The organism is Rhizobium sp. SG741, from assembly GCF_012275435.1.
Lineage (GTDB): Bacteria > Pseudomonadota > Alphaproteobacteria > Rhizobiales > Rhizobiaceae > Rhizobium > Rhizobium lusitanum.
On sequence record NZ_JAAZQP010000002.1, the window covers coordinates 361,512 to 385,921 of the forward strand.

At 60.6% G+C, this 24,410-nt stretch carries 24 protein-coding genes and 1 pseudogene; 16 read left to right on the plus strand and 9 right to left on the minus strand.

What is annotated here, in order from left to right:
* Positions 1–3 precede the first annotated feature (3 nt).
* The 7 genes and pseudogenes from FHT29_RS07065 to FHT29_RS07095 all read left to right on the plus strand — a co-directional run.
* The gene (locus FHT29_RS07065) at positions 4–1,107 is read left to right on the plus strand and encodes an ABC transporter ATP-binding protein (protein ID WP_168599449.1); all 1,104 of its coding nucleotides are present in this window, start codon (positions 4–6) and stop codon (positions 1,105–1,107) included.
* A gap of 32 nt (positions 1,108–1,139) precedes the next feature.
* Positions 1,140–2,021: a polysaccharide deacetylase gene (locus tag FHT29_RS07070; RefSeq protein WP_037192585.1), complete on the plus strand. Its 882-nt coding sequence runs from the start codon at positions 1,140–1,142 to the stop codon at positions 2,019–2,021.
* Between the two features lie 48 nt (positions 2,022–2,069).
* Positions 2,070–2,402, plus strand: a complete 333-nt coding sequence (locus FHT29_RS07075; protein WP_037192583.1) for a hypothetical protein — start codon at positions 2,070–2,072, stop codon at positions 2,400–2,402.
* Complete coding sequence (locus tag FHT29_RS07080) at positions 2,392–3,456, plus strand: GTP-binding protein (protein ID WP_168599450.1); 1,065 nt, start codon at positions 2,392–2,394, stop codon at positions 3,454–3,456. Before FHT29_RS07075 ends, FHT29_RS07080 begins: the two co-directional genes overlap by 11 nt.
* Before the next feature lie 16 nt (positions 3,457–3,472).
* Positions 3,473–4,711 carry an extracellular solute-binding protein gene (locus FHT29_RS07085; protein WP_113108873.1) on the plus strand — a complete coding sequence of 413 codons (1,239 nt, stop codon included), beginning with the start codon at positions 3,473–3,475 and terminating at the stop codon, positions 4,709–4,711.
* Positions 4,708–6,081 (plus strand): amidase, encoded by a 1,374-nt coding sequence (locus tag FHT29_RS07090; RefSeq protein ID WP_168599451.1) that lies wholly within the window; start codon positions 4,708–4,710, stop codon positions 6,079–6,081. The genes FHT29_RS07085 and FHT29_RS07090 overlap by 4 nt, the downstream gene beginning before the upstream one ends.
* Before the next feature lie 135 nt (positions 6,082–6,216).
* Positions 6,217–6,321, plus strand: a pseudogene (locus FHT29_RS07095) (aldo/keto reductase); the annotation flags it as partial.
* Between the two features lie 87 nt (positions 6,322–6,408).
* Here FHT29_RS07095 and FHT29_RS07100 read toward each other — a convergent pair.
* Together FHT29_RS07100 and FHT29_RS07105 are read right to left on the minus strand one after the other, a co-directional pair.
* Entirely contained in the window at positions 6,409–7,107 is a 699-nt protein-coding gene (locus tag FHT29_RS07100) for a RibD family protein (protein ID WP_168599452.1), read from the minus strand.
* On the minus strand, positions 7,104–7,505 hold the full coding sequence (locus FHT29_RS07105) for a cupin domain-containing protein (RefSeq protein ID WP_047554580.1): 402 nt from the start codon (positions 7,503–7,505) through the stop codon (positions 7,104–7,106). Before FHT29_RS07105 ends, FHT29_RS07100 begins: the two co-directional genes overlap by 4 nt.
* Before the next feature lie 121 nt (positions 7,506–7,626).
* Here FHT29_RS07105 and FHT29_RS07110 point away from each other — a divergent pair, with 121 nt between their 5' ends.
* Positions 7,627–8,520 (plus strand): LysR family transcriptional regulator, encoded by an 894-nt coding sequence (locus FHT29_RS07110; RefSeq protein WP_047554582.1) that lies wholly within the window; start codon positions 7,627–7,629, stop codon positions 8,518–8,520.
* Positions 8,521–8,613: 93 nt separating this feature from the next.
* On the opposite strand, the gene FHT29_RS07115 is transcribed toward FHT29_RS07110, so the two are convergent.
* On the minus strand, positions 8,614–9,672 hold the full coding sequence (locus FHT29_RS07115; protein ID WP_047638416.1) for an NAD(P)-dependent alcohol dehydrogenase: 1,059 nt from the start codon (positions 9,670–9,672) through the stop codon (positions 8,614–8,616).
* Positions 9,673–10,026: 354 nt separating this feature from the next.
* On the opposite strand from FHT29_RS07115, the gene FHT29_RS07120 reads away from it, so the two are divergent.
* The 6 genes from FHT29_RS07120 to FHT29_RS07145 all read left to right on the plus strand — a co-directional run bounded on the left by FHT29_RS07120 (position 10,027) and on the right by FHT29_RS07145 (position 15,269).
* Positions 10,027–11,061: an aldo/keto reductase gene (locus FHT29_RS07120; RefSeq protein ID WP_037192563.1), complete on the plus strand. Its 1,035-nt coding sequence runs from the start codon at positions 10,027–10,029 to the stop codon at positions 11,059–11,061.
* A gap of 90 nt (positions 11,062–11,151) precedes the next feature.
* Positions 11,152–12,654 carry a helix-turn-helix transcriptional regulator gene (locus FHT29_RS07125; protein WP_047554586.1) on the plus strand — a complete coding sequence of 501 codons (1,503 nt, stop codon included), beginning with the start codon at positions 11,152–11,154 and terminating at the stop codon, positions 12,652–12,654.
* 193 nt (positions 12,655–12,847) lie between these two features.
* A complete protein-coding gene (locus FHT29_RS07130) occupies positions 12,848–13,027 on the plus strand; it encodes a CsbD family protein (protein ID WP_037193245.1) in 180 nt (59 codons plus the stop codon).
* 45 nt (positions 13,028–13,072) lie between these two features.
* On the plus strand, positions 13,073–13,417 hold the full coding sequence (locus FHT29_RS07135) for a BON domain-containing protein (RefSeq protein WP_080760456.1): 345 nt from the start codon (positions 13,073–13,075) through the stop codon (positions 13,415–13,417).
* Positions 13,414–13,929 carry a DUF992 domain-containing protein gene (locus FHT29_RS07140; protein ID WP_037192556.1) on the plus strand — a complete coding sequence of 172 codons (516 nt, stop codon included), beginning with the start codon at positions 13,414–13,416 and terminating at the stop codon, positions 13,927–13,929. The genes FHT29_RS07135 and FHT29_RS07140 overlap by 4 nt, the downstream gene beginning before the upstream one ends.
* A gap of 314 nt (positions 13,930–14,243) precedes the next feature.
* Positions 14,244–15,269 (plus strand): acyltransferase, encoded by a 1,026-nt coding sequence (locus FHT29_RS07145; RefSeq protein ID WP_047554588.1) that lies wholly within the window; start codon positions 14,244–14,246, stop codon positions 15,267–15,269.
* A 163-nt stretch (positions 15,270–15,432) separates the two neighbouring features.
* Here the strand turns inward: FHT29_RS07145 and katG are convergent, their stop codons facing one another.
* Positions 15,433–17,631, minus strand: coding sequence for a catalase/peroxidase HPI (gene katG, locus FHT29_RS07150; RefSeq protein ID WP_168599453.1), 2,199 nt, complete (start codon positions 17,629–17,631; stop codon positions 15,433–15,435).
* Between the two features lie 339 nt (positions 17,632–17,970).
* Between katG and FHT29_RS07155 the strand changes: the two genes are divergently transcribed.
* Together FHT29_RS07155 and FHT29_RS07160 are read left to right on the plus strand one after the other, a co-directional pair.
* Entirely contained in the window at positions 17,971–18,990 is a 1,020-nt protein-coding gene (locus tag FHT29_RS07155; RefSeq protein WP_246703005.1) for a hydrogen peroxide-inducible genes activator, read from the plus strand.
* Between the two features lie 171 nt (positions 18,991–19,161).
* A complete protein-coding gene (locus tag FHT29_RS07160; protein ID WP_167669541.1) occupies positions 19,162–19,338 on the plus strand; it encodes a hypothetical protein in 177 nt (58 codons plus the stop codon).
* Between the two features lie 154 nt (positions 19,339–19,492).
* Here the strand turns inward: FHT29_RS07160 and FHT29_RS07165 are convergent, their stop codons facing one another.
* The 5 genes from FHT29_RS07165 to FHT29_RS07185 all read right to left on the minus strand — a co-directional run bounded on the left by FHT29_RS07165 (position 19,493) and on the right by FHT29_RS07185 (position 24,375).
* Positions 19,493–20,674 carry a M20 aminoacylase family protein gene (locus FHT29_RS07165; protein ID WP_168599454.1) on the minus strand — a complete coding sequence of 394 codons (1,182 nt, stop codon included), beginning with the start codon at positions 20,672–20,674 and terminating at the stop codon, positions 19,493–19,495.
* Positions 20,675–20,749: 75 nt separating this feature from the next.
* Entirely contained in the window at positions 20,750–21,529 is a 780-nt protein-coding gene (locus tag FHT29_RS07170) for an amino acid ABC transporter ATP-binding protein (RefSeq protein WP_168599455.1), read from the minus strand.
* Positions 21,526–22,464, minus strand: coding sequence for an amino acid ABC transporter permease (locus FHT29_RS07175; RefSeq protein WP_168599456.1), 939 nt, complete (start codon positions 22,462–22,464; stop codon positions 21,526–21,528). The genes FHT29_RS07170 and FHT29_RS07175 overlap by 4 nt, the downstream gene beginning before the upstream one ends.
* On the minus strand, positions 22,461–23,351 hold the full coding sequence (locus FHT29_RS07180; protein WP_037192540.1) for an ABC transporter substrate-binding protein: 891 nt from the start codon (positions 23,349–23,351) through the stop codon (positions 22,461–22,463). Before FHT29_RS07180 ends, FHT29_RS07175 begins: the two co-directional genes overlap by 4 nt.
* Before the next feature lie 46 nt (positions 23,352–23,397).
* The gene (locus FHT29_RS07185; RefSeq protein WP_168599457.1) at positions 23,398–24,375 is read right to left on the minus strand and encodes a nitrate ABC transporter substrate-binding protein; all 978 of its coding nucleotides are present in this window, start codon (positions 24,373–24,375) and stop codon (positions 23,398–23,400) included.
* Positions 24,376–24,410: the final 35 nt, after the last annotated feature.

A 24,410-nucleotide genomic window follows, 5' to 3' on the forward strand; every position in this document is an offset into this window, starting at 1 on the left:
CTCATGATTTATGACCTGGAACTCATCAATGCCGGCAAGGTCTATGACAATGGCACTCCCGCCGTCATCGACTTCAACCTTGCGATCAAAAAGGGGGAGTTCATCGCCTTTCTGGGGCCGTCGGGCTGCGGCAAGACGACGACGCTTCGCATGATTGCCGGCTTCGAGAGCATTTCCTCCGGCGACATGATGATCAAGGGCGAGCGCATGAACGATGTGCGGCCGCAGAACCGGCCGACATCGATGATCTTCCAGAACTATGCGCTGTTTCCGCATATGACGGTCCGGCGCAATGTCGGATATGGTCTCGAGGTCAAAGGCGTGGTGAAGGGCGAGCGGGATGCGCGGGTCGACCGCATCCTCGCCACGCTTGGGCTTGAGGATATTGCCGAGCGCAAGCCGGACAAGCTCTCCGGCGGCCAGCGCCAGCGCATCGCGCTTGCACGTGGATTGGTGGTCGAGCCCGACGTCTTGCTTCTCGATGAACCCCTCGGCGCCCTCGATGCCAATCTGCGCAAAGCGATCCAGAACGAGCTTAAGCTCTTGCAGAAGAGGCTCGGCGTGACCTTCGTGTTCGTCACGCATGCCCAGTCGGAGGCGCTGGCGCTGTCCGACCGGATCGTCGTGATGAACCAGGGCAGGGTAGAGCAGATCAGCCCGCCGCATCAGCTCTACACGCGCCCGGACACGCCATTCGTCGCGCAGTTCATCGGCCGCAATACCATCTTCGAAGGCGAAGTGGCCGGCGCTCAAGCCGATAACACGCTCGTCTCCACATCGTTCGGCATGCTCTCAGGTCAGGCCAACGGTGGCCTTTCCAGCAAGGTCAATATCGTTATTCCGTCGGAAGCGATCGAAGTGCACGCGGCCGAGACCTCGGCGCGAGAAAGCCTCGCCGGCGCTTTCGGCGGCAATGTCGTCGGCGCGCGCGTCGACCGCTTCGATGTCGTCGGCCATATCTCGCAGATCGGCGTCAGCCTGCCCGATGGCCGGGGGCTCGCCCTGGAAGCACATATCGACAAATACAGGCCCGGCGCCTTCCCCGTGGGGGCCGAGGTCATGCTTACCTGGGATCCGGCCGACGCGACCGTCATTCCAGCTCACTGATTATAGAAAACCTGATCAAAGGAGGTCATCCCATGGCGAAGGAAATCTTGTGCAGTTTTGGTGTCGACGTCGATGCCGTGGCCGGCTGGCTCGGCTCCTATGGCGGCGAGGATTCGCCTGACGATATCTCGCGCGGCCTGTTTGCCGGCGAAGTCGGCAGCCCGCGGCTGGTGAAGCTCTTCGAGCGGTTCGGCATCAAGACCACGTGGTTTATCCCCGGCCATTCGATTGAGACCTTTCCCGAGCAGATGCAAGCGGTGGCCGACGCCGGCCATGAAATCGGCATTCACGGCTACAGCCATGAAAACCCGATCGCCATGACGCGCGAGCAGGAAACCGAGATCCTCGACAAGTGCATCGAGCTCGTGACCAAGCTTTCGGGCAAGCGTCCCACAGGTTATGTCGCGCCCTGGTGGGAATTCTCCAACGTCACCAACGAGCTGCTTCTGGAGCGCGGCATCAAGTACGATCACTCGCTGATGCACAAAGACTTCACGCCCTATTATGTGCGGGTCGGAGACAGCTGGACGAAGATCGACTATTCCCGCAAGCCCTCTGAATGGATGGTGCCGCTGAAGAGGGGCAAGGAGACCGATCTGATCGAGATCCCGGCTTCCTGGTATCTCGACGATCTGCCGCCGATGATGTTCATCAAGAAGGCTCCCAACAGCCACGGCTTCGTCAATCCGCACGATATCGAGCAGATGTGGCGCGATCAGTTCGATTGGGTCTATCGCGAAATGGACTATGCCGTCTTCCCGATCACCATCCATCCGGACGTGGCCGGCAGGCCGCAGGTGCTGATGATGCTGGAGCGGCTTTATGCGCATATGATCAAGCATCCGGGCGTGAAGTTCGTGACGATGAATGAGATCGCCGACGACTTCGCTGCCCGCTTCCCGCGCGCCAAATAGCCGGCTAGTCTCGACAGGGCGAAGCCGTTTTCGGAAGGAACGATCATCATGTGCTCACTGTGCGGTGTTCTCGGTGGCAATGAGCATTGGACCGATGCTGCGGCCCGGCCGGGCGTCTTCACGCGCAATCACGCCAGCCCGGAGCGGCGGCGTGAACGCGCCGAGCGCGTCCGTGCGGCCAACGAAATGCTCTCCGGCTTTGGCCTCGTTCTCTCCGATTGGCAGGGCGCGTCCTTCGTCCTATCCACGAGAACGGGCTCGAGCGAGATCATCGAAGACCTCGGGCATCTCTGGCCGGCGGCCGAAAGGCTCGTCGGCCGACCGTGTGATCCCCTTGATATCGTATTCATGACACGGATGGAGGCGCGGCATGATGATTGAGCCCGATGGCTTCCTGCCGGTCAATCTTCTCACCGGCTTCCTCGGCTCCGGCAAGACGACGCTGTTGAAGCGCATCCTGGCGGATGCGGCATTTGCCGATACGGCCGTGCTGATCAACGAATTCGGCGAGATCGGGCTGGACCACGATCTTGTCGAACGCGTCGATGGCGACATGGTGCTGCTGCGCTCCGGCTGTGTTTGCTGCACCGTCCGCGGCGAGCTCGCCACGGCACTCAAGGACCTCTATTCCAAACGCGACCGCGGGCTGTTGCCGCCGTTCCGCCGCGTCATCATCGAAAGCACCGGCCTTGCCGACCCCTTTCCGGTGCTCTCCACAATCAAGGCCGATCCGGTGCTCAGGCATCATTTCCGTGCCGGCAACGTGATCACGACTGTCGATGCGGTCAACGGATTGCGCCAGCTGGAGACCTATATCGAATCCAACCGGCAGGCGGCGATTGCCGATCAGCTTGTGGTGACCAAGACCGATCTCGCGGCGGATTGCGACCGACAGGCACTTGAAGAGCGCCTTCGCATCCTCAATCCCGATGCCCCGCTCCTGATGGCAGCCGATCCCGATCTCGATCTGTCCTCGCTTGCGGACATGCGCGGCAGCGTCTCGCCAGATAGCTGCCTGTCGCAAAGCGGCTTTTATTGCGAGGAGCCGTTGCAGCTCGTTTCGGCAGAGGGCGTGCCCCATCAGGCGGCGATTTCCTCCGTCTCGCTCAGGGTCGACCGGCCCGTCGATTGGACCGCTTTCGGCCTTTGGCTGACCATGCTGCTCAACCGGCACGGGGAGCGCGTGCTGCGCGTGAAGGGCATCCTCAACCTCAAGGGCGAAGAGCGTCCCGTCGCGGTGCATGGGGTTCAGCATCTGGTCCACGCGCCGGTTCACATGGACACATGGCCCTCCGGCGACCGTACGTCACGTCTGGTCTTCATCCTGGATGGGATCGATGGCGCCGTGGTCAAGCGCTCCTTCGAGGTTTTCACATTGGCACGCATGCCGCAGACGCCATCTGCCGCATCTTCTTTGGCAATGGCGGCGCAATAGGATAATCGATCCCTTCATGAACAAGCATCAACCCATGGCAAAGACCGTGTCTGCTCCAGCCCTGCATCTGGCGGGGCGGCCGCGTCTGCGCGTTCTCGGCACCGCGATCTCGCTGCTGGAGGAACTGCGGCTTCGCGCGCAGACCGATCTCGGCATCGACGTGACCTTCGACAATAACGACTTCCTGACGACGCAGTACAAGGCGGCGCGCGAGCCGGAAACCTACGACATCTACGATCAGTGCTTTCATAACCTCGATATCGTCTGGCATTGGCGCGCCATCCAGCCGATCGACACGCAGCGCATCGTCTTGTGGGACGAGATCAACGATCTGACGAAGACCGGCCATATCGGACCCAACCCGCGGCTGGGGCTCGGCGATGTGCCCGCCCGCAAGCTCTTCGTTCAGCCGAATCTCGCCTTGGGCGACACGCCTTCGCGCTTCATCTCCATGCTTCCGACCACCCATAATTTTGACAGCTTCGCCTATCGAACCGATCAGGCGCACGATGACGTCGGCATGCATTCCTGGAGCGCACTCTTTGACGAGAGATGGGCCGGGCGCGTGGCCTTGGTGGACGAGCCCGCCATCGGCATTTTCGATGCGGCGCTCGCCGCACAAGCTGCCGGCCTGATGTCCTTCGACGATATCGGCAATATGTCGGTGCAGGAGATCGATCAGCTGATCGACTTGCTGGAAGTGCGCAAGAAAGCCGGTTTCTTCCGTGACTTCTGGAAGACGGCCGAAGACGCCGCCCGGCTGATGATCGCCGGTGAGACCAGCGTTCAAAGCATGTGGTCGCCGGGCATCGGCATCCTGAATTCCAGGGGCGTGCCGGTCGAGCAGGCTGTGCCCGCCGAGGGCTATCGCGCCTGGCATGGTGGCTTATGCCTGTCGAAACATCTCAGCGGTCGCCTTCTCGATGTCGCCTACGACTATCTGAACTGGTGGATATCTGGCTGGCCGGGCGCCGTCGTCGCACGGCAGGGCTATTACATCTCAACGCCGCAACGTTCGCGTCAGTTCATGACGCCGGCGGAATGGGGATACTGGTATGACGGGGTCGCCGCGACCGAAGACCTGCCGGGACCGGATGGGCAGATCAGGATAAAGGCGGGCTCGGTGCGCAGCGGCGGGTCCTATTGGCAGCGGGCCAATTGCATTGCGGTTTGGAATACGACAATGGATGAGCACAACTATCTTGTTCGTCGCTGGATGCAGCTTGTCGGCGGCAGAGGAGAGCAGGCGTCATGACACAGACACATCTCGGCAAGTCGATCGCGCAATTGTCGGTCCTGATCCAGTCCGGCAGTCTCGATCCTGTCACGCTGGTCGAAGAGAGCCTGGACGCGATCCGTACGCACAAGGATCAGGCGATTTTTACGCGCCTGCTCGAGGAGCGTGCGCGCGAGGAAGCCACTGCATCGTCAAGGAGATTGCGGGAAGGGCGCTCGCGCGGGTTGCTGGATGGTATTCCGGTGGCCTGGAAGGATCTTTTTGCTATTCGGGGCCTGCCCACGACGGCAGGATCGATCGTGCTCGCGGATGCCGCGCCGGCGCAAGAGGATGCGGATGTCGTAGAGGCGCTGAAAGCAGCCGGCATGGTCGCGATAGGCCGGGTCAACATGAGCGAGTTTGCCTTTTCCGGCCTCGGCCTCAATCCACATTATGGCACGCCGCTTAATCCACGGGCCACGGATGTCGCCCGGATACCGGGCGGGTCTTCCTCCGGTTCCGCTGTCGCCGTCGCTTCCGGGCTGGTGCCGGTGTCGATCGGCACGGATACCGGCGGTTCGGTGCGCATTCCCTCGGCCTTCAATGGCCTTGTCGGCTATAAGGCAAGTCGCGGCCGCTACAGCATGGCGGGGGTCTTTCCCCTGGCAACCAGCCTCGACTCGCTCGGCCCCCTGTGCCGCAGCGTTCAGGACGCCGTCTGGGTCGATGCGGCGATGCGTGGCCGTGCGGCACCCGACATCATCCGCGCGAATCCTGCCGGACTTTCAGTCGTCGTGCCGACCACTGTCGTCATGGACGATGTCGAGGACGGCGTGGCGGAGGCGTTCGAGGCGACGCTTGCCCGGCTGAGCGCTGCCGGCGTCAAGGTCCGGCGCGCCGCTTTCCCCGCTTTCGACAGGCTCTTTCAGGTGATGGCCGAGCATGGCCCGTTGGTGACCGCCGAGGCTTTCGCCCTGCATCATCGCCGGTTGGCCGGACCTGAGGCTGAAGCCATGGATCGGCGTGTCGTGGCGCGCACGCGCCTAGGCGAGAAGATCACGCTGGTCGGCTATCTGGAAATATTGCAGGTGCGTGAGCAGCTGATCAAGTACGTGGCCGGCATGATCGGGCCGAATGAGTTCGTCGCCTATCCGACTGTCGCCCATGTCGCGCCCGCGCTTGCGCCGCTTGAGGCGGATGACGAACTGTTCGTCAAGGTCAACTTCAAGACATTGCGCAATACCTTGATCGGCAACTTCCTCGATTGGTGCGGCGTATCGCTGCCTTGCGGCACCGGCAGCGCCGGCATGCCCGTGGGATTCTTGCTGTCCGCTCCGAAGGAACAGGACGAGCGGCTGCTGGGGGCGGCGCTGGCCCTGGAGGATATTATCGTCGCAAAGCTCGTCTGAGGCGAGCTTAGACTTCATGGCGACCAGCATTTGCAGCAGGGGGCGCACGCATTTTGCGCTCGGCGTTCCCCACTCATGAATCATGAATATAACTTTATGCCGATTATGCCGTCTAATCGTTAGATGCTGCCTCGCGAGCTGAGTGCCGATGACCTGGCCGAAATCCAGCGGGCTGCCGCAGAGATCGCCATTGAAGGCGAACGCTATCCCGAACAGCTGATGAAGACGACCGGCCGCTGAGCTTGAGGTTGATTTCCGAGGCCACCGCTGGCGGCCTCCTTCCAAACCTGACTGCATAGCCTTGGGCAAAGTGCTCCTTGACCAGCCTCAGCGCGGCGCGACGGTGTAGCGCAGATAGATCACGCCGTGGTCAAGCGTTTCGCAGCTCTTGAGCGAAAGTGCCACCTTGCCCGCCAGGCCTTCTTCACCGAATTCGACGAAACTCTGGCTCGCGGCGCGTCCGTCGAGAGCGGGTGCAACGAGCAGGCTGATTTCGTCGACCAGACCTTCCGCGAGGAAGGAACCGTTGATGCCGGCGCCGCCCTCCAGCAGAAGGCGCTTGATGCCAAGCTCGCGATTGAGAGTGTCGAGCATGGCGGGAAGATCGAGCTGCGGCTGTGTGGAGACGATGTAGGAAATGCCGTCTCCCGCCAGTTCGGCAAGATGGCTGTCCGGCACGTCGCCACCAAGAAGGACGACGACGTGATCGCCGTCGATTTCATTTTTGGTGAAATGCAATTTGCCTGACGTGTCGACTGCAATCGCATAATTGGCAGCCTCCCGATTGGCGAAATGGCTGGATCGGTCGACCTTGTCGTGCTCGTGCGTCGGATGCGGATTGCCTTTGCTCATTTCCGCCATCGTCACGCGGCCGACCATCCAGGCGTCGCCTTCCAGTTTCTCGTGGCACGACTGGTACAGTGCCGTCCAATCCACACGGCTGCCGTCTGGGCTCTCGGTCCAGCGGCTGGGGTGCAGCCCGCCGTCAAGCGACGAGATCATATGGCAGATGACATGAGGTTTCATGGTTGCGGCTTCCCAAGATAGTCCTTGTCGCTCACCTTCTCCATCCAGGTTACCGGCGAGCCGTTTTCCTTCTCGGCGATCGCGATGTGGCTCATGGCGCAATCGGGCGCCGCGCCGTGCCAATGCTTTTCACCTGGCGGGAACCAGACGATGTCGCCGGGGCGGATTTCCTCGACCGGACCGCCTTCGCGCTGGACACGTCCGAGACCGGAGACGACGAGCAGGGTCTGGCCGAAAGGATGCGTGTGCCATGCCGTGCGGGCGCCCGGCTCGAAAGTCACGGTTGCGCCACTGAGATTGCCGCGGCCGCTGAACGGCGCGTCGAGGCGAACCGTGCCGGTGAAATACTCTTCCGGTCCCTTGGCCGATGGTTGGGAACCGCTGCGTTTGATGTCCATGGCTTCGAACTCCTCGATAAAAAACTACGGCGTGATCGCCGTTATTCAAGGGACTTTAGACTTGTCGCATTGCAGGAACCATACGATATCAATGGCATAAAATTATATCAGGAGTTCATAAATGCAGCGAGAGGAGCTGGTCGACCTGAACGCCTTTGCTGTCGTGGCCGAAGAGAAGAGCTTTACGCGTGCCGCCGCCAGGCTCGGCACGTCGCAATCCTCCCTCAGCCATACGGTGCGGCGTTTGGAGGCGCGGCTGGGCGTGCGCCTGTTGACGCGCACGACCCGAAACGTGGCCCTGACCGAAGCCGGTGAGCGGCTGCTTGCCACGCTTCGGCCCGCGCTGGAAAGCATCGGCGCCGAACTCGCCTCTCTACGCGAACTGCGCGAAAAACCCGCCGGTACCATCCGCATCACCACGGCAGAGCATGCCGCCACGACTGTTCTATGGCCGGCGCTTGAAAGGCTTTTGTCGCAATATCCCGATATCCGCGTCGAGCTTAGCATCGATTCCGGTCTGCGGGATATCGTCGCCGATCGGTTCGACGCCGGGGTCCGGCTTGGGGAAGCTCTCGCCAAGGACATGATCGCGGTCAAGATCAGTCCCGACATCCGCATGGTCGTCGTCGGCTCCCCGGCCTATTTCGCCAGGCATCCTGCGCCGGAGACGCCAAACGATCTGGCTGATCACAACTGCATCAATCTGCGTTTGCTCACTGCCGGCGGCCTCTATGCCTGGGAGCTGGAAAAGGACGGGCGCGAGGTTCGCGTCCGCGTCGACGGTCAGCTCGTCTTCAACAATGTCGGCATGATCGTGCGTGCCGTGAGAGCGGGATTGGGGCTGGGCTTTGTGATGGAAGATCATGTCGCCGCGGATGTGGCGGCTGGGCGGCTCGTGCGCGTCCTGGACGATTGGTGCACGCCGTTTTCCGGCTATCATCTCTACTATCCGAGCCGCCGGCAGCCTTCGGCGGCGTTCTCCCTGTTGGTCGACGCGTTGCGTTACCGAGGCTGATCCCGTCATCAACGAATATGACCAAACCCGGCCGCCATGACGCGGCCGGGATTTAAGGATGAGAGTCCAAGTTCGCTGCGCCGAGGCGCCCTGTCAGGCTGCTTCCGGAACCGACAGAGACGCCATGTCGATCACGAAGCGGAAGGGAATATCGGCCCGCTGCAGGGTCGCGAAGGCTTCGTTGACCTGCTCCGGACGGATGATCCGGCACTCCGGAAGAATGCCCTTGCGCGCGCAGAAATCGATCACTTCCTGCGTTTCGCGCATGCCGCCGATCGGCGAGCCCGCGACGCGACGTCGGCCCATCAGGAAAGGCAGGCCGTTTACCTCGCCCCAGGGGCCGACCTGGCCGACGATAACAAGCGTCCCGTCGACGTCGAGCAGCGGCATGTAGGCATCGAGATCGTGCTTGACCGGGACGGTATCGATGATCAGGTCGAAGGCGTTGGCCGCGGCTTGCATCGCCCCGGCATTGGTCGAGATCAGGAAGTCGTCGGCGCCGATTTCGCGGGCGACCTTTTCCTTGTCGGGCGAGCGCGAGATCATTGTTACCCTTGCGCCCATCGCCGCGGCGAGTTTGACGGCCATGTGGCCGAGACCGCCCATGCCGATGACGCCGACGCGGCTATGCGGGCCGACGTTCCAGGTGCGTAGCGGCGAATAGGTGGTGATGCCGGCGCACAGGATCGGCGCGGTGCGGGACAGGTCCATGCCCTCGGGCACGGTGCAGACGAATTCTTCGCGCACCACGATATGCTTGGAGTAGCCACCCTTGGTGATCGAACCGTCGATACGGTCTGGGACGCTGTAGGTGCCGGTGTTGCCTTCGCGGCAAAACTGCTCCTCGCCGCGGCGGCACTGGTCGCAATGCTGGCAGCTGTCGACCATGCAGCCGACCGCGCCGTGATCGCCGACCTTGAACTTGGTGACGTCGCTGCCGATCTCGATGACACGGCCAACGATTTCATGACCCGGAACCAGCGGATAGAGCGTGAAGCCCCAGTCATTATGCGCCATATGGATATCCGAATGGCAGATCCCGGCATAGGTGATTTCCATTACCACGTCGTTTGCGAGCGGCGCACGTCGTTCGAAGCTGTAAGGCTCGAGCGGAGCATCCGCTGAGGTGCAAGCATAGCCAATGGTCTTCATGTTTCGTCCGCCTTGTTTATCATCTACCGATAAGCGCTGCGCGCAGTTGCCATTATCGGACGAAAGACTAGCCGAGGCTAGTCGCCGCGTTAAGATGGGCAATTCCGATTGCAGTCATGTCCGCTGTTCATGAATGGCAGACACTTGCGCGTTGCGGCATCACCTTGGCATAGTTTGACGCCCGAAAAGAGGCGTGGTCTTCCGTTTCCATCCGACTTGTTGGAGGAGTCCGGCCCATTATCCGGATTCCCGAATAGTAAAATCGTGAATTGCCGTCTAATTCCTGTTTTCCCGTAACATTAGATATGTAAGGGAGGCTGAGTATTGGCTTCCAGGTGGGTCGGGGGACAAAGAATGCATCTTGATGACTATGCCGCGTTCGGCCGTTCGAGCTTGCGTGTCAGTCCGCTTGCGTTGGGAACCATGACTTTCGGCGAAGGCTTCGCTTGGCAGTCGCGCGTCAAGAAGCCCGCGGCGATCCTCGATCACTATCTCGATCTCGGCGGCAACTATCTCGATACGGGCAGGGGTGACGCAAAACCGGATGCCCAGACGGTTGTCGGCAATTACCTCGCAAGGAACTCGATCAAACGCGACCGGCTTGTCATGGCTGCCAAGTTCGGCGTCGATCAGCAGGGCGTGGGGCTGGGTCGCGAAGCCATCATAGAGGCATGCGAACAAACCTTGCGGCGGTTGCGCACGGACTATCTCGATCTTTATTGGCTTGACAATTGGGACATGCAGGCGCCCCTCGACGAGGTGTTGGCAGGATTGAATGACCTCATTCAATCGGGGAAATTGCGCTATTTCGGCATTTCCGATACGCCGGCCTGGAAAGTCGCGCACGCGCAGCTGATCGCGCAATTTCATGGCTGGGCGCCATTCGTCGGTCTGCAGATCGAATATTCGCTGGCCGCCAGGCTGTTTGAGAGCGAGCTCATTCCCATGGCACGTGGAATGGGGCTCGGCGTCGTCTCGCATTCGCCGCTGAATGGCGGGCTCATTAGCGGAAAATACACTCGCAAGAACATCGGAAACCTCATGTCCGATCGCGCGTCGCCATTGGCACGGCAACCCGATGCGCAGCGTCTTGAAATCGTCGACGCTCTGCTCCGCATTGCGGCCGAGCTCGACACAACTACTGCCCGGGTGGCCCTCGCCTGGGCATTGGCGCGGCCCGGTGTATCGTCAACCATTATCGGTGTGCATACCTTGGAACAGCTCGATGATGACGTCGGCGCACTTGATGTTCAGCTCTCACCCGAGCAGACGGCGACGCTCGATGCGCTGACAATCCCGGTCCATTCCCTCGCTCTGCCGCTATTTCTGCAAAATGCGGCGCCTTCGGCCTGCATCGATTACTCGATGATGAGCCGCAGGCTTTCGTAATTTTCCGTGCTTGCTCTTGCGAGCGCATGGTAGCTTCTCTTCTCGGCTGGCCTCCCTATCTAAATTGCCAGTAGCAAGATGAGGATCCTCATGAGCGATGGGCCGCAGCCGCCGAACGTCAATCGAAACGTATTGCGCGAACTTGTCGCCGGATTGAGCGACGGCATCATCCTGATCGACCCTGAAGGCGCTATTTCCTGGGCAAACAGCGCCGCATTGCGGATGCACAGGGTGTCGACGATCGAGGAGCTGGGTGGCGATGCAGCCGGCTACCGGCAGGCCTTCACGCTGCGCTACCGCAACAATCATCTGCTTGACGAGGGCCAATATCCGATCGAGCGGCTGGTGTGCGGCGAGACGGTCGATGAGGTCACAGTCGAAATATCGCCCGCCGCCGATCTGGATCTCTTCTGGGTCCACACCGTCCGCAGCCTGATCATTGCAGATGCCGGAGTCCGCCCGGATGTGCTTGCGCTCGTCATTCGTGACGAGACGCCGCTTTTCGAGGCGGAAGAGCGTTTCGAGCGGGCCTTCAATGCCAACCCGGCACCCGGTCTGATCTGCCGTCTCGATGATCTTCGTTTCATCCGCGTCAACCAGGGTTTCGTCGAGATGACGAATTACGCCAAGGAAGACGTCATTGGAAAAACTGTCGATGAGATGGGCCTGTTTGCCAATTGCGATACGGGCGAGGATGCGTTGGCGAAGCTGGTGGAAGGCCGGCTGATCCGTCAGCGTGAAGCCCTGATCCCGCTTCCGAGTGGCGGCGATAGGCTGGTCATCATAGCGGGCGAGCCCATCGCTGTCGGCGAGGAGCCGTGCATGTTGTTCACTTTCGCCGATCTCGATGCACGGCGAAAGGCCCAGAACGCACTTCGCCAAAGCGAGGAGCGGTTCTCCAAGTCATTCAGGCTCTCGCCGGCGCCGGCGGCCATTTCTCGATTGGGCGATTTCGTCTTCACCGAAGTCAACGATGCCTTTGCCCAGCTCTCGGGCTACAGCCTCCAGGAGATTATTGGAAAGACCGCAAGCGAGTTGCGCCTGTGGGATGATGTTGCAGCCCGGCGCGCCATGGAAAAGAAGCTTGTCGATAACATGCCGCTTCGCGACGAGGTTTTGCGCCTGAAGCAGAAGGACGGCTCGATGGCCGACTGCCTTGTCTCTGCCGAGCGTGTCGAGATCAGCGACCAGCAATGTGTCATCTGGTCGTTGCAGGATGTCACCGAGCGCAGCCGCAGCGAAGCGGAGCTGATTGAGGCTATCGAGAGCGTGATGACCGATACATCGTGGTTCAGTCGTTCCATTGTCGATCGCCTCGCGACTTTGCGGCAGGTCTCGAACGGCAAGGGTCCCTCGGCGCAACTCCTCGATCTCAGCGAACGGGAAAGGGAAGTTCTCGCTTTGATCTGCCGCGGCCAGAGCGACGCCGAGATGAGCGAAACGCTGCACCTCTCCAGGAACACGATCCGCAACCATGTTGCGTCTCTCTACGCGAAGATCGGCGTAAACCGGCGCTCCGCTGTCGTCATATGGGCGAGGGAACGTGGCTTCACAGGCATGTCGATGCCCATGAAGACTGGAAAATCGACCTGATGCGAGGTCATTCCGCTTCGGTCTGGGCGCTGGACCGAAGAATCGGCATTGCAAGCCTCAAAAAGGCTATTTTCTACTAGTACAAATAGTAATTCCTGCTCTGCAAGCGTATACCATGCCGCCCTACTTCATTGTTACGGCCTCGGTTGAAAACCGATGCCTCTTCTTTTGAAAAAACCAAGGAGGCAAGACAATGGATAAGAACCGTGTCAAAGGTGCAGCCAAGGAAGCAAGCGGATCGATCAAGGAGGTCGCCGGAAAGCTGATCGGTAACGATCGGCTGAGGGCCGAAGGCGCTGTCGAAAAGGTCGAAGGGAAGATCCAGACCAAGTTCGGCAAGGCCAAGGACGCTGTCAGGAACGCGCTGCGCTGACAAGCGCGCCAACATCCACTCTTTCGATCTCGCCGAGGCTTTCCGATGCTCTTTCTAGCCAGGCTCTCATCGCTGACGATTTCGTCGGATAGCTGCGCGACCTGCGCGGCCATCCGCTGCTTGATTGCCTATGCCGATGGGCTGGAAGATGCGCATATCGACGTTAGCGCCGTAGAGGGCGCGATTGTTCTGTCGGGCGACGCGCCATCCGATGAGGCGCGTGAGCGGGCGCTCTCGATTGCCGGCGAATATGCCGGGCTTCGGATCATCAACCATATCGTCCTCCACACAGATCGAGGACCGCCCGGCCGGTCCGAGATCGGTGCATCGACCTCCGGGCCGCGGGCCGGGCTGACCGCGGCGCTCAAACCGCCAAAGGATAAGTCATGAAAAAGATCATCATCGCGGCAGCGGTCATTTCCGTTGCTCTTGGCTCGGTGGCTTCGGCCGCCAGCACGCATCATCCCAAAAAGCAGCCAGTGCAGGTTGCCTCCGAGCCAAAGCAGCGTCTTGGAACGCTGTCCTGCGAGGTTGCGGGCGGCGTCGGCATGATTATCGGATCCAGCAAGGACATCAGTTGCACCTTCAAGCAGCGAACAGGCAAGGTCGAACGCTACACGGGTACGATCGGCAAGCTTGGTATCGACATCGGGGTCACCCGCAAGACGTATCTCAGCTGGATCGTCGTCAATACCGCACCAACCCGCGTCGGTGAAGGCGCTTTGGCCGGCACCTATGTCGGCGCTTCCGCCGGCGCTTCCGTCGGTCTCGGTCTCGGTGCCAACGCCCTCGTCGGCGGCAACTCGAAAAATTTCGCGCTGCAGCCGCTGAGCGCCGAGGCAGGAACCGGGCTGAATGTCGCGGCCGGCGTTTCGCGCCTGCAATTGCGCCCAGCCGGCTGACCTGATGATCGGCACTGGCGACGCAATCGTGCCGATGCGTCCTCGCGCATGGCTGCTTTCGCCGTCGTATAGGCCAAACTGCCCTGCTCTGATCGGCTAAAACTGCAGGCAATGGTTTCGACAATCATTGCCTGCAATCAAAGTCAGTGAAATAGGTTGCTATGCCCTTGTAAGCCAAGCCTATCCGGGATTTGTGCAATGAGAAAACTCTCTCCCAGGAAGTATTTTGCTTATCTTGGATAGTGGAGCATGCCAAATCTATTAATATGGACATCTTAAGGTGGCGCTAGAGATGAACAATCCGGCAGCCTTTGATGTCCGAAATTCAAAAGCAACTTCATATTCCGGCACTTGACGGCTGGCGCGGACTTGCTGTCTTGCTGGTGCTCATCGGGCACTTTGGCGGGGACAGCTATCTTCCCGATCTCGGATCGGCTGGCGTTGACCTTTTCTTCGTCCTTTCAGGCCGCCTCATGGCTGAAATTCTCTTTGTAAGGAAAATGCCCCTGCGGCTTTTCTTCCTCCGTCGTTTCAGCCGGGTCTATCCCGCTTTGTTGGCCTTCGTGCTTGCAAGCGCTCTCCTCCTTTCCCAAACGCCGCTGGCACCCGGCGTCACCGGCGTCTTGTCCGCGCTCACCTTCACATTGAACTACGTCATCATCGAAAGTCGCACCTTCATACCCGTTTTTGATCATATCTGGTCATTATGCGTCGAGGAGCATAGCTATGTGTTGCTTGCCCTCATGGCCTTGCTGCTTCGCGGAGCCGCTGTTCGGTTCATCGGGCTCACCATTCTTGCATTGGGCCTTGCGGCGCTCGCTAACGGCATTGTGCAATATGACATCTATGGGCGGGATCCGTTTATCGTCTTCTGGCCAACCGACGTGGCTGCGGCGCCCATGCTGATTTCGGCGGCAGTCTTCCTGCTATTTGGTGAGCGCCTCAAACGGCCGGCGATAAGGTGGATAATGCCGTTGGCACTTTTCGGGGGTCTGGTTGCGCGCCTGTTCGGCGATGTCGCCTGGCTGTTCTTCGGTGCAAAGACTTTGCTATTGGCGATCGCCGTTTGCGCAATCGGGGACTCTACCCGTCTTTCCCGAGCGCTGTTCGAAGGCTCCGTCATCCGGCAAATCGGGCGAATGTCCTTCTCGCTCTATTTATGGCAACAGCCGTTCCATATCGTCGTGCTACACGGCCTGCTGCCGAAGCCTATCGCGTTGGTCCTGGCAATTTGCTGCGCGGCAGCCAGCTACCATCTGATCGAACAGCCAGCGCGCGCGCGGTTGAATGCGTGGACTGAAAGAGGCAGACGCCAGGACGCTGCTGCCGTACCGGGCTGATCTGGCGGGTACCAAAACATAGCATTCCAGTCCGCTTCATGGTTTGAAGCCGTGGATGTGCCGCGAGGAAATCGATCTGCCGGGATAATTTCGAAGATAGTCACGATGCGATATTCGGACGCGACCTGAACCTGGCCGCGTCCGAGCATGCTTCTACTTCACATCAGGCGATATCGAAGCGATCGGCGTTCATCACCTTGGTCCAGGCTGCCACGAAGTCCCGCACGAATTTCTGCTGGGCATCGCCCTGTCCGTAGACCTCGGCGATCGCGCGCAGCTGCGAGTTGGAGCCGAAGACGAGATCGACGCGGGTGCCGGTCCACTTCACGTCGCCGGTTGCGCGGTCGCGTCCTTCGAATACGTCCTTGGCATCCGAAACCGCCTTCCACTCCGTGCTCATGTCGAGCAGGTTTACGAAGAAGTCGTTGGTCAATGCCTCGGGGCGCTTGGTGAAGACGCCATGCTGGGTCTGTCCGACATTGGCGTTCAGTGCGCGCAGGCCGCCGACGAGGACGGTCATCTCAGGTGCCGTCAGCGTCAGCAGCTGCGCCTTGTCGATCAGCAGCTCTTCGGAGGAAACGGTGTATACGCCCCTCTGATAGTTGCGGAACCCGTCTGCGATCGGCTCGAGAACGGCAAAGGCGTCGACATCCGTCTGTTCCTGCGATGCGTCGGTCCGGCCCGGCGTAAAGGGCACGACCACATCGTGCCCGGCCTTCTTCGCAGCCTGTTCGATGGCGACGGAACCGCCGAGGACGATCAGATCGGCGAGCGAGACCTGCTTGCCGCCGGCGTGCGCATCGTTGAACTTCTTCTGGATGCCTTCCAGCGTCTGGAGCACGGATGCAAGCTGGGCCGGCTGGTTGGCCTCCCAATCCTTTTGCGGCGCAAGGCGAATACGGGCACCGTTTGCACCGCCGCGCTTATCGGAACCGCGGAAGGTCGAAGCCGAAGCCCAAGCGGTCGAAACCAGCTGCGGGATGGTGAGGCCCGATGCAGCAATCTCGCCCTTGAGCGCGTCGATATCGTTGGCGTCGATCAGGGCATGATTAGCGGCCGGGACCGGATCCTGCCAGATGAGCTCTTCCGTCGGAACTTCCGGGCCGAGATAGCGGGCGCGCGGACCCATGTCGCGATGCGTCAGCTTGAACCAGGCGCGGGCGAAAGCGTCCGCGAATTGATCCGGGTTCTCGAAGAAGCGCCGGGAGATCTTCTCGTAGGCAGGGTCGAAGCGCAGGGCGAGGTCCGTGGTCAGCATGGCCGGGGCGTGACGCTTGGAGCTGTCGTGTGCGTCCGGCACCGAGTTGGCGCCTGCGCCATGCTTCGGGGTCCACTGGTGCGCACCGGCCGGGCTCTTCGTCAATTCCCAGTCGTAGCCGAACAGGTTCCAGAAGAAGTTGTTGCTCCACTTGGTCGGCGTCGAGGTCCAGGTCACTTCCAGACCGCTGCCAATCGCGTCGCCGCCCTTGCCGCTGCGGAAGCTGCTCTTCCAGCCGAGGCCCTGTTCTTCTATGCCGGCAGCTTCCGGCTCGGGGCCGACATGAGCGGCATCGCCGGCACCATGCGTCTTGCCGAAGGTATGGCCGCCGGCGATGAGGGCGACGGTTTCCTCATCGTTCATCGCCATGCGGGCAAAGGTCTCGCGGATGTCGCGGGCAGCCGCGAGCGGATCAGGGTTGCCGTTCGGGCCTTCCGGATTGACGTAGATGAGGCCCATCTGCACGGCCGCGAGCGGATTTTCGAGGTCGCGGTCGCCGCTGTAGCGCTTGTCGCCAAGCCAGGTGTCTTCCGCACCCCAATAAATGTCTTCTTCCGGTTCCCAGACGTCATCGCGGCCGCCGCCGAAACCGAAGGTCTTGAAGCCCATGGATTCCAGCGCGCAGTTGCCGGTTAGGATCATGAGGTCGGCCCAGGAGATGCGGTTGCCGTATTTCTGCTTGATCGGCCAGAGCAGGCGGCGGGCCTTGTCGAGGTTGACGTTATCCGGCCAGCTGTTGAGCGGTGCGAAGCGCTGCGTGCCGGAGGAGGCGCCGCCGCGGCCGTCGCCGGTGCGGTAGGTGCCGGCGCTGTGCCAGGCCATGCGGATGAAGAGCGGGCCGTAATGGCCGAAATCGGCCGGCCACCACTCCTGCGAATCCGTCATCAGCGCGAAGAGGTCCTTCTTCAGGGCCTCGAGGTCGAGCTTCTTGAATTCCTCGGCATAGTTGAATGCCTTGTCCAGCGGGTTCGACAGGGAAGAGCCCTGATGGAGAATCCTAAGGTTCAGCTGGTTCGGCCACCAGTCGCGATTCGATCTGGCCGAGACGCTTGTGTTGCCGTGCGGAAACGGACATTTGCCAGCGTTTTCAACTTTTGTATCCATAATTTTCTCCCTTATGATGGCTTGAACTGCGCCGCCCGGTGGAGGTGTCGTCACCTCTTGGGCAGCAATTCGGTTTCATGTTCGGCGCGATGACGACATGTCATGCGCATGGAATCTCTCGTTATTCTGACCTCCCGCGAAGCGGACCGTCCGGAAGCAGACCAATCCCGACGCCCAGGTTTGCGACCGACCCGGGCATCGATGAGCTCTTGCAGTCAATGCTCCCATTGTGAGCTTGGTATGACATGCGGCGATATCTCGTATTCGCCTTACGCACTATAGCCAAGCCGTTCCATTAATTTAAGTTGGATTTCCTGATCGGTGCGATAAGGTAAAATTATGACAAATCTCACCCTCAAGCAGCTTCGCTATTTCGAAGCCCTGGCAAAGCACGGTCACTTCGGGCGCGCGGCCGATGTCTGTGCAATCTCCCAGCCCGCCTTGTCGATGCAGATCAAGGAACTGGAGGAGCAGCTCGGCACCGACCTCTTCGAGAGGGGCGCGCGCCAGGTTCGGTTGACCAATTTTGGAGAGGCATTCGCCGTGCGCGTTCGCAATATTCTGCGCTCGGTGGACGAACTGGGGGATCTGGCGCGCGCTTCCCATAACCAGCCAGTCGGGAGGCTGCGGATCGGCGTGATCCCTACGGTCGCGCCCTATCTGCTGCCGACCATCATCGGCAATCTCACCAGCCTGTATGACGGCCTGGACATTCATGTGCGCGAGACGCTGACGTCGAAGCTGGTCGAGGAACTGGCGGAAGGCCGGCTCGACACGGCCATCGTCGCGCTGCCTGTTTCCGAACCGACCTTGACAGAGGTCGCGCTGTTTGCGGAAAACTTTGTGCTGGTGCGACCGAGCGAGGACGAAGGCAAGCCGGTGCCCAATCGGGAAGCGCTGCGCGAAATGCGCTTGCTGCTGTTGGAGGAAGGCCATTGCTTTCGCGATCAGGCCCTATCTTTCTGTAATATACAGTCGGCGCTCCCACGAGAGCTTATGGACGGCAGTTCGCTCTCGACGCTGGTGCAGATGGTCAGCGCCGGCATCGGCGTCACGTTGATACCGGAGATGGCGGTGGCGGTGGAGACACGCTCGGCATCGGTGTCGGCCGTGCGTTTCCAAAGTCCGCAACCGTCACGAACGATCGGCATGATCTGGCGCAAGACGAGCCCCTTGGCCAAGCAGCTCACGCGGATTTCCGAGGTCGTTCGCCAATCGGCCGATGCCATGCGCGAGCAGCACGATTCGATCTGGCGCGCACAGGATTTCGAGTTCGACGCTCGAAGGCAGCCATCGGTGCTCCGTAACAGCAATGGTGCCTTTGCGGTGGACAAGGCGAATGATTCTGCTCTGAAATGAGCGGCTTTATGAATGGAATTGACTGAAGTTCGATCAGGATAGAGCCCTTGTCCACAGGCAAAAGGATTTCAAACGATTAAAGTAATTTTAATCGTTTAAATTTTTTAATGCATTGATTTACAAAGAATCTCTTCCATGTCATGCCATTATCGCATGGCAATGGAGGTCGTGATGCAAGAGTTCGAAAACGTAAGAAATGAGATTCCTACGGATGTGATTGATCGTCTGGAAAGCGAATGGCGGCTGATGCAGTCTCATGACTCGCAGCTGAAGACCGGGCTGCAGACGGAGACCCCTGAGAACACCGCACCGGCCACGTCCGATAGTCTCGGATCCCTGGATAAGTGACGGGTTTCGAGGGATCGCTTTGACATGACGGTGTCCCTCTGACGGCGCCTGTTGCCGACACTTTTTCCATCATCTCGCATCTGGATATCGATCAGCCCCGACCAGTGGTCAGGGCCGATCCGCTGTGAGAGTCTGGGCAGGTTCGCAATGTTGCCTAGGCGTCGAGATAGCGCTCGGTCAGTCGCGCCCACATGGCGGCGCCGACGGTGAGGCTTTCATCGGCGAAGTCATATTTGGCGCTGTGCAGGATTGCGGAATTGACGCCGTTGCCGAGGCGCAGGAAGCTGCCGGGCTTGTGTTCCAGATAGTGGGAGAAATCCTCGCTGCCGGGAATGAGGCTGCATGTGGCGACCTTGTCGGCGCCCACGAGCTCTTCTGCCACCATGCGCGCGAATTCGGTTTCCTTCTCGGAATTGACGACGACGGGATGGCCATGGGCATAGTCGACCTCGACACTGGCGCCATAGCCTTCGGCAACGGATTGCGCCAGCTTGCGGATTCGGGCTTCGAGGAGCTCGCGTATCTTCGGATCGAAAGAGCGGATGCTGAGCAGCATCCTGGCACTCTCGGGAATGACATTTGACGCTTCGCCGGCATGGATGGAGCCGACGGTGACGACTGCTGTCTGCGTCGGGTCGATGCTGCGGGAGACGACCGACTGCAGGCTGACGACGAGGTTGCAGGCGACCACGATCGGATCGATGGTCAGGTGTGGGCGAGAGGCATGGCCGCCCCTGCCGGTTATGGTGATCTCGGCCGTATCCGCCGCCGCCATCAGCGGTCCCGAACGTATCAGCCAGGTGCCTTCCGGCGCGCCGGGATGATTGTGCAGGCCGAAGATGACGTCGAAAGGAAAGCGCTCGAACAGCCCGTCTTTGATCATCGCTGGAGCGCCGCTTAAAGCGCCTGCTTCCTCGGCTGGTTGGAAGATCAGGTTCACCGTCCCGTTGAAGCGGCGGGTGCGGGCGAGATATTCGGCAGCGCCCAGCAGCATGGTCGTATGGCCGTCATGGCCGCAGGCGTGCATCTTTCCCGGCGTCGTGCTGGCATAGGGGCGACCCGTCTGCTCGGTGATGGGCAGGGCGTCCATGTCGGCGCGGATGGCGATGCTCTTCTTGCCGGCCCCGGCCGTCAGCCGGGCGACGACACCATGGCCGCCGACATTGCGCGTCACCTCGTAGCCCCAGGCTTCCAGTTTTTCGGCGACGAAGCGGGCGGTTTCCGCCTCCTCGAAGGAAAGCTCGGGATTGGCGTGAAAGTGCTGCCGGATGCCGATCAATTCGGCCTTCATCGGCTCGAAATCCGACAGGCGGGCGAAATCGTTGTCGAGGGTCATGGCTGTTCCAATGGTTCGCTAGAGCCGCCGTCCAGCCTCGGCGGGGCGGCTTTAAGGGGATCGAATGCCGTCGCGCTAGATGAAGCGCGACAGGAAGCTTCTGGTGCGGGGATGCTGCGGATTGCCGATGACATCCTCCGGCTTGCCCTGTTCGACGATCTTGCCGCCATCCATGAAGACGACCCGGTCGGCGGCTTCGCGGGCAAAGCCGATCTCATGGGTGACGACGATCATCGTCAGGCCCTGGCTGGCGAGATCACGCATGGTGGCCAGCACTTCGCCGACGAGTTCCGGATCGAGCGCCGAGGTCGGCTCATCGAACAGCATCAGCTTCGGTTTGATTGCCAGCGCTCTTGCGATTGCCACGCGCTGCTGCTGGCCGCCGGATAGCTGTCGCGGATAGTTGTCGGCCTTGGCTGAAAGGCCGACACGGTCGAGCAGTGCCCGCGCATTGTCCGTCGCCTGCTTCCGGCTTTCGCCGTGGATGCCGACCGGTGCTTCGATGATGTTCTGCAGAGCCGTCATATGCGGATAGAGGTTGAACTGCTGGAACACCATGCCGATCTTGCGCCGCTGCAGCGCGATTGCATGATTGGAGAGCTGCACGAGGCGGCCCTTGTTCATGCGGTAGCCGATCTGTTCTCCATCCACCTCGATCGATCCGCGATTGATCGATTCCAGATGGTTGATGCAGCGCAGGAAGGTGGATTTGCCGGAGCCGGAAGGGCCGAGGATGACGACCACCTCGCCTGGCGCGACATCGAGGTCGATGCCCTTCAGCACTTCGAGATGCTCGAAGGACTTGTGGACATTGCGGGCGCGCACGAGCGGCGGCAGGTTGACGTTGGCGTTCATTGGCCCGCCTCCTGTGCCGGAACCAGCATCGGAGTGTCATCCTTTGTGGCAGTGCCGGTGCGGCGGTCGCTGCGGCTATAGTAGCGCTCGATATAGCTCTGGCCGATGTTCAGCACCGACGTGATCAGCAGGTACCAGAGGACGGCTACAAGCAGCATCGGGACGACTTCGAAGGTGCGGTTGTAGATCGACTGCACGGAATAGAGCAGGTCGGCCATGGCGATGACGCTGACGAGCGAGGTCGCCTTGATCATGCTGATGAGCTGATTGCCCGTTGGCGGCACGATGGAGCGCATCGCCTGCGGGATAATGATGCGGCGGAGCGCGCGGGCCCGGGTCATGCCGAAGGCTTCGGCCGTTTCGAACTGGCCCCTGTCGACCGAGAGAAGGCCGCCGCGGATGATCTCCGCCATATAGGCAGCTTCATTGAGCGCGAGACCGGCGATGGCCGCCGTCATCGGGCTGATGACGGAATTCGTGTCCCAGCTGACGAAGGTTGGGCCGAAGGGAATGCCGATCGACAGCGTCGGAAAAAGCGTCGAGAGATTATACCAGAAGATCAGCTGCACGAGCAGCGGCGTGCCGCGGAAGAACCAGATGAACAGGGAGGCGAGCGAGCTTGCGAGCCCATCCTTAGACAAGCGGGCGACCGCCAGCAGCAGGCCGAGGACGATGCCGAACGCCATGGCGACGACAGTCAGGCCAAGCGAGACATAAAGGCCGCTGATGACGACGGGATCGAAGAAATACTGGCCGACGACATGCCAGCCGAAATTCTCGTTGTTGGCGACCGACCAGGCGAAATAGGCGGCGATCGCAAGGGTGACGGCCCAGGCCGCGACGCGACCCTTCGGAAACGGTTTATGGGCATTCGCCACATCCCGCTCGGCCGCATCGCCGGACGGCGATGCGATATCTCCGGTGTTCGTACTCATTTCGGCAACGTCCCGCCAAGATTGATACCCGGTTCCTTGATCATGTTGTTCTCAAGGCCCCATTTCTTCATGATGGCGGCATAGGTGCCATTATCAATCAGAAGCTTGACGGCATCCTTGAGAACGGGCCCTAGCGGCGAGCCCTTCGGCACCACGGCGCCCTGATAGAGGTCTTCGAAGCCGTTCTTCTGGCCGACGCCGGTCAGTTCCAGCTGGCCGTTTGCCTGCGATACGAAATAGGTGAGCGGTGCCTGCGACGAGAAGAAGGCGTCGGAGCGCTTCGAGCGAACGGCGAGGATCGAGCTTGGCTGATCGGTGAAGGACTGGATCTCGATCGCGCCCTTGCCATCGGTCTTGCATTTCTCGGCCTGGGCCTGGATCACCTTTTCGGCCGATCCGCCAGCCATGACGGCGATGCGTTGGCCACAGGCGCTGTCGAGCGAGGTAATGGCCTTTGGATTGCCCTTCTGGACGGCGAAGACAACGAATTCCTGCACCCAGTCGACGAAATCATTGGCTTCCTCGCGGCTCTTGAAATCGCCGATCGGACCGAAGGCAAACTGATAGCGGCCGGAATTGATGCCTGCGAGAATGGCGGGCAGGCCGCTGACGCTCTCATGTTCGATTTTGACCCCGAGGATCTCGCCGATAGCATCGGTCAGATCGGCACTGGCGCCGGTGAGCTTGGTGCCGGTGACGATTTCATAGGGAGGGAATGAACCATTATTGACGGAGATCATCTTGCCGGAGGTCCGTAGAGCTTCCGGCAGCTTGGCATGCAGGTCCGCGTTGACCGAGAGTTTCGGCAAGCTCGCGTCCTCTGCAAAGGCGGAACCCGAGATCATCAGGCTTGCCACGGCAAGGTAGGTCATTTTCTTCAGCGACATATGTGTTCCCCTTTTTTGCTTTGCATTTTTGAATTTCAGCCGATGGTTACGCCGCGCTCGTCCGGCTGCCATCGATGTCGAACGGAAAGAGTTCTTCGGGCGTCATCAGTCGCGGCAGGATCCCCTGCACATGCAACTCGCCGGCGAAATCTGTGATCATCTTGCGATTGGCCGCAAAGCCGCTCGCATCCCAGCCCTCCGGCAGCTCGGCCGCCGATTTCAGCAGTTCGTCGAGCATGAAGGGCGTCGTGTCGGCATATTTCCGCCGCTTGTTCAGCCACACGCGCTGCGATTCATCGATTAACGCACTCAGCTCGCCAATCACCCAGGGATGTTCGGCGACGATTTCGGCCTTCAATCCGATCAGGTGCATACCCGGTACATAGCCCACGTCATCGAAATAGCGACGCTCGGCGCTGCGGAAATCCGAAAGGACCTGGCGGAAAGCGGAGTCGCCGGCGAAATAGCCGTCCGGCATGAAGGGCGTGAAGATCGCGTCGAGCCCGCCTTCTTTCAGAAGGTCGACCATCGGCCTCTCGCGGGGGGCTGCCTCGATACGGCCGGGACGGCCGAAGCCATCGAGACGGTCGACGATCGGATGAGCTTCGGTGAGGCGACCGGCATACCACATGGCGTCCTCGACGCCGACACCCTCGCGGCGGAGTGCTGCCCGCGTCCAGGTGTTGCCGGAGTCGCGCCAGCCGGTGACGCCGATGCGCTTGCCGGTCAATTGCCCAAAGGTCGTGATCGGACTGTCCTTGGTGGTGATGACGCAGCGGTGGCGGAAACCGCGCATGATGAAATTCGGGATGCCGACGACGCTCTCGTCGCCGTCGATGCGCAATTGCGTATAGCGGCTGAAGGAGGTTTCAGCCGCGTCATAGGCATCGCTCTTGCCGACATGCGAGATGAGCGTGCCGACCCGGTCGACCTTGAGATCGAGCTTTTGGGAGGAGACGTCACCCAGGACCAACGGTGTCATGTAGTCCCAGTCACGGAGGGCAAGGCGGAGAGTAAGGGGCATGGATATTCACTCACGAGAAAACTTGTTTTCCAGAT

Bases quoted from the DNA above. Each gene is read 5' to 3' on its own strand.
- FHT29_RS07065 (WP_168599449.1), top strand. From the start codon at position 4: ATGATTTATGACCTGGAACTCATCAATGCCGGCAAGGTCTATGACAAT.
- FHT29_RS07070 (WP_037192585.1), top strand. From the start codon at position 1,140: ATGGCGAAGGAAATCTTGTGCAGTTTTGGTGTCGACGTCGATGCCGTG.
- FHT29_RS07075 (WP_037192583.1), top strand. From the start codon at position 2,070: ATGTGCTCACTGTGCGGTGTTCTCGGTGGCAATGAGCATTGGACCGAT.
- FHT29_RS07080 (WP_168599450.1), top strand. From the start codon at position 2,392: ATGATGATTGAGCCCGATGGCTTCCTGCCGGTCAATCTTCTCACCGGC.
- FHT29_RS07085 (WP_113108873.1), top strand. From the start codon at position 3,473: ATGAACAAGCATCAACCCATGGCAAAGACCGTGTCTGCTCCAGCCCTG.
- FHT29_RS07090 (WP_168599451.1), top strand. From the start codon at position 4,708: ATGACACAGACACATCTCGGCAAGTCGATCGCGCAATTGTCGGTCCTG.
- FHT29_RS07100 (WP_168599452.1), bottom strand. From the start codon at position 7,107: ATGAAACCTCATGTCATCTGCCATATGATCTCGTCGCTTGACGGCGGG.
- FHT29_RS07105 (WP_047554580.1), bottom strand. From the start codon at position 7,505: ATGGACATCAAACGCAGCGGTTCCCAACCATCGGCCAAGGGACCGGAA.
- FHT29_RS07110 (WP_047554582.1), top strand. From the start codon at position 7,627: ATGCAGCGAGAGGAGCTGGTCGACCTGAACGCCTTTGCTGTCGTGGCC.
- FHT29_RS07115 (WP_047638416.1), bottom strand. From the start codon at position 9,672: ATGAAGACCATTGGCTATGCTTGCACCTCAGCGGATGCTCCGCTCGAG.
- FHT29_RS07120 (WP_037192563.1), top strand. From the start codon at position 10,027: ATGCATCTTGATGACTATGCCGCGTTCGGCCGTTCGAGCTTGCGTGTC.
- FHT29_RS07125 (WP_047554586.1), top strand. From the start codon at position 11,152: ATGAGCGATGGGCCGCAGCCGCCGAACGTCAATCGAAACGTATTGCGC.
- FHT29_RS07130 (WP_037193245.1), top strand. From the start codon at position 12,848: ATGGATAAGAACCGTGTCAAAGGTGCAGCCAAGGAAGCAAGCGGATCG.
- FHT29_RS07135 (WP_080760456.1), top strand. From the start codon at position 13,073: ATGCTCTTTCTAGCCAGGCTCTCATCGCTGACGATTTCGTCGGATAGC.
- FHT29_RS07140 (WP_037192556.1), top strand. From the start codon at position 13,414: ATGAAAAAGATCATCATCGCGGCAGCGGTCATTTCCGTTGCTCTTGGC.
- FHT29_RS07145 (WP_047554588.1), top strand. From the start codon at position 14,244: ATGTCCGAAATTCAAAAGCAACTTCATATTCCGGCACTTGACGGCTGG.
- katG (WP_168599453.1), bottom strand. From the start codon at position 17,631: ATGGATACAAAAGTTGAAAACGCTGGCAAATGTCCGTTTCCGCACGGC.
- FHT29_RS07155 (WP_246703005.1), top strand. From the start codon at position 17,971: ATGACAAATCTCACCCTCAAGCAGCTTCGCTATTTCGAAGCCCTGGCA.
- FHT29_RS07160 (WP_167669541.1), top strand. From the start codon at position 19,162: ATGCAAGAGTTCGAAAACGTAAGAAATGAGATTCCTACGGATGTGATT.
- FHT29_RS07165 (WP_168599454.1), bottom strand. From the start codon at position 20,674: ATGACCCTCGACAACGATTTCGCCCGCCTGTCGGATTTCGAGCCGATG.
- FHT29_RS07170 (WP_168599455.1), bottom strand. From the start codon at position 21,529: ATGAACGCCAACGTCAACCTGCCGCCGCTCGTGCGCGCCCGCAATGTC.
- FHT29_RS07175 (WP_168599456.1), bottom strand. From the start codon at position 22,464: ATGAGTACGAACACCGGAGATATCGCATCGCCGTCCGGCGATGCGGCC.
- FHT29_RS07180 (WP_037192540.1), bottom strand. From the start codon at position 23,351: ATGTCGCTGAAGAAAATGACCTACCTTGCCGTGGCAAGCCTGATGATC.
- FHT29_RS07185 (WP_168599457.1), bottom strand. From the start codon at position 24,375: ATGCCCCTTACTCTCCGCCTTGCCCTCCGTGACTGGGACTACATGACA.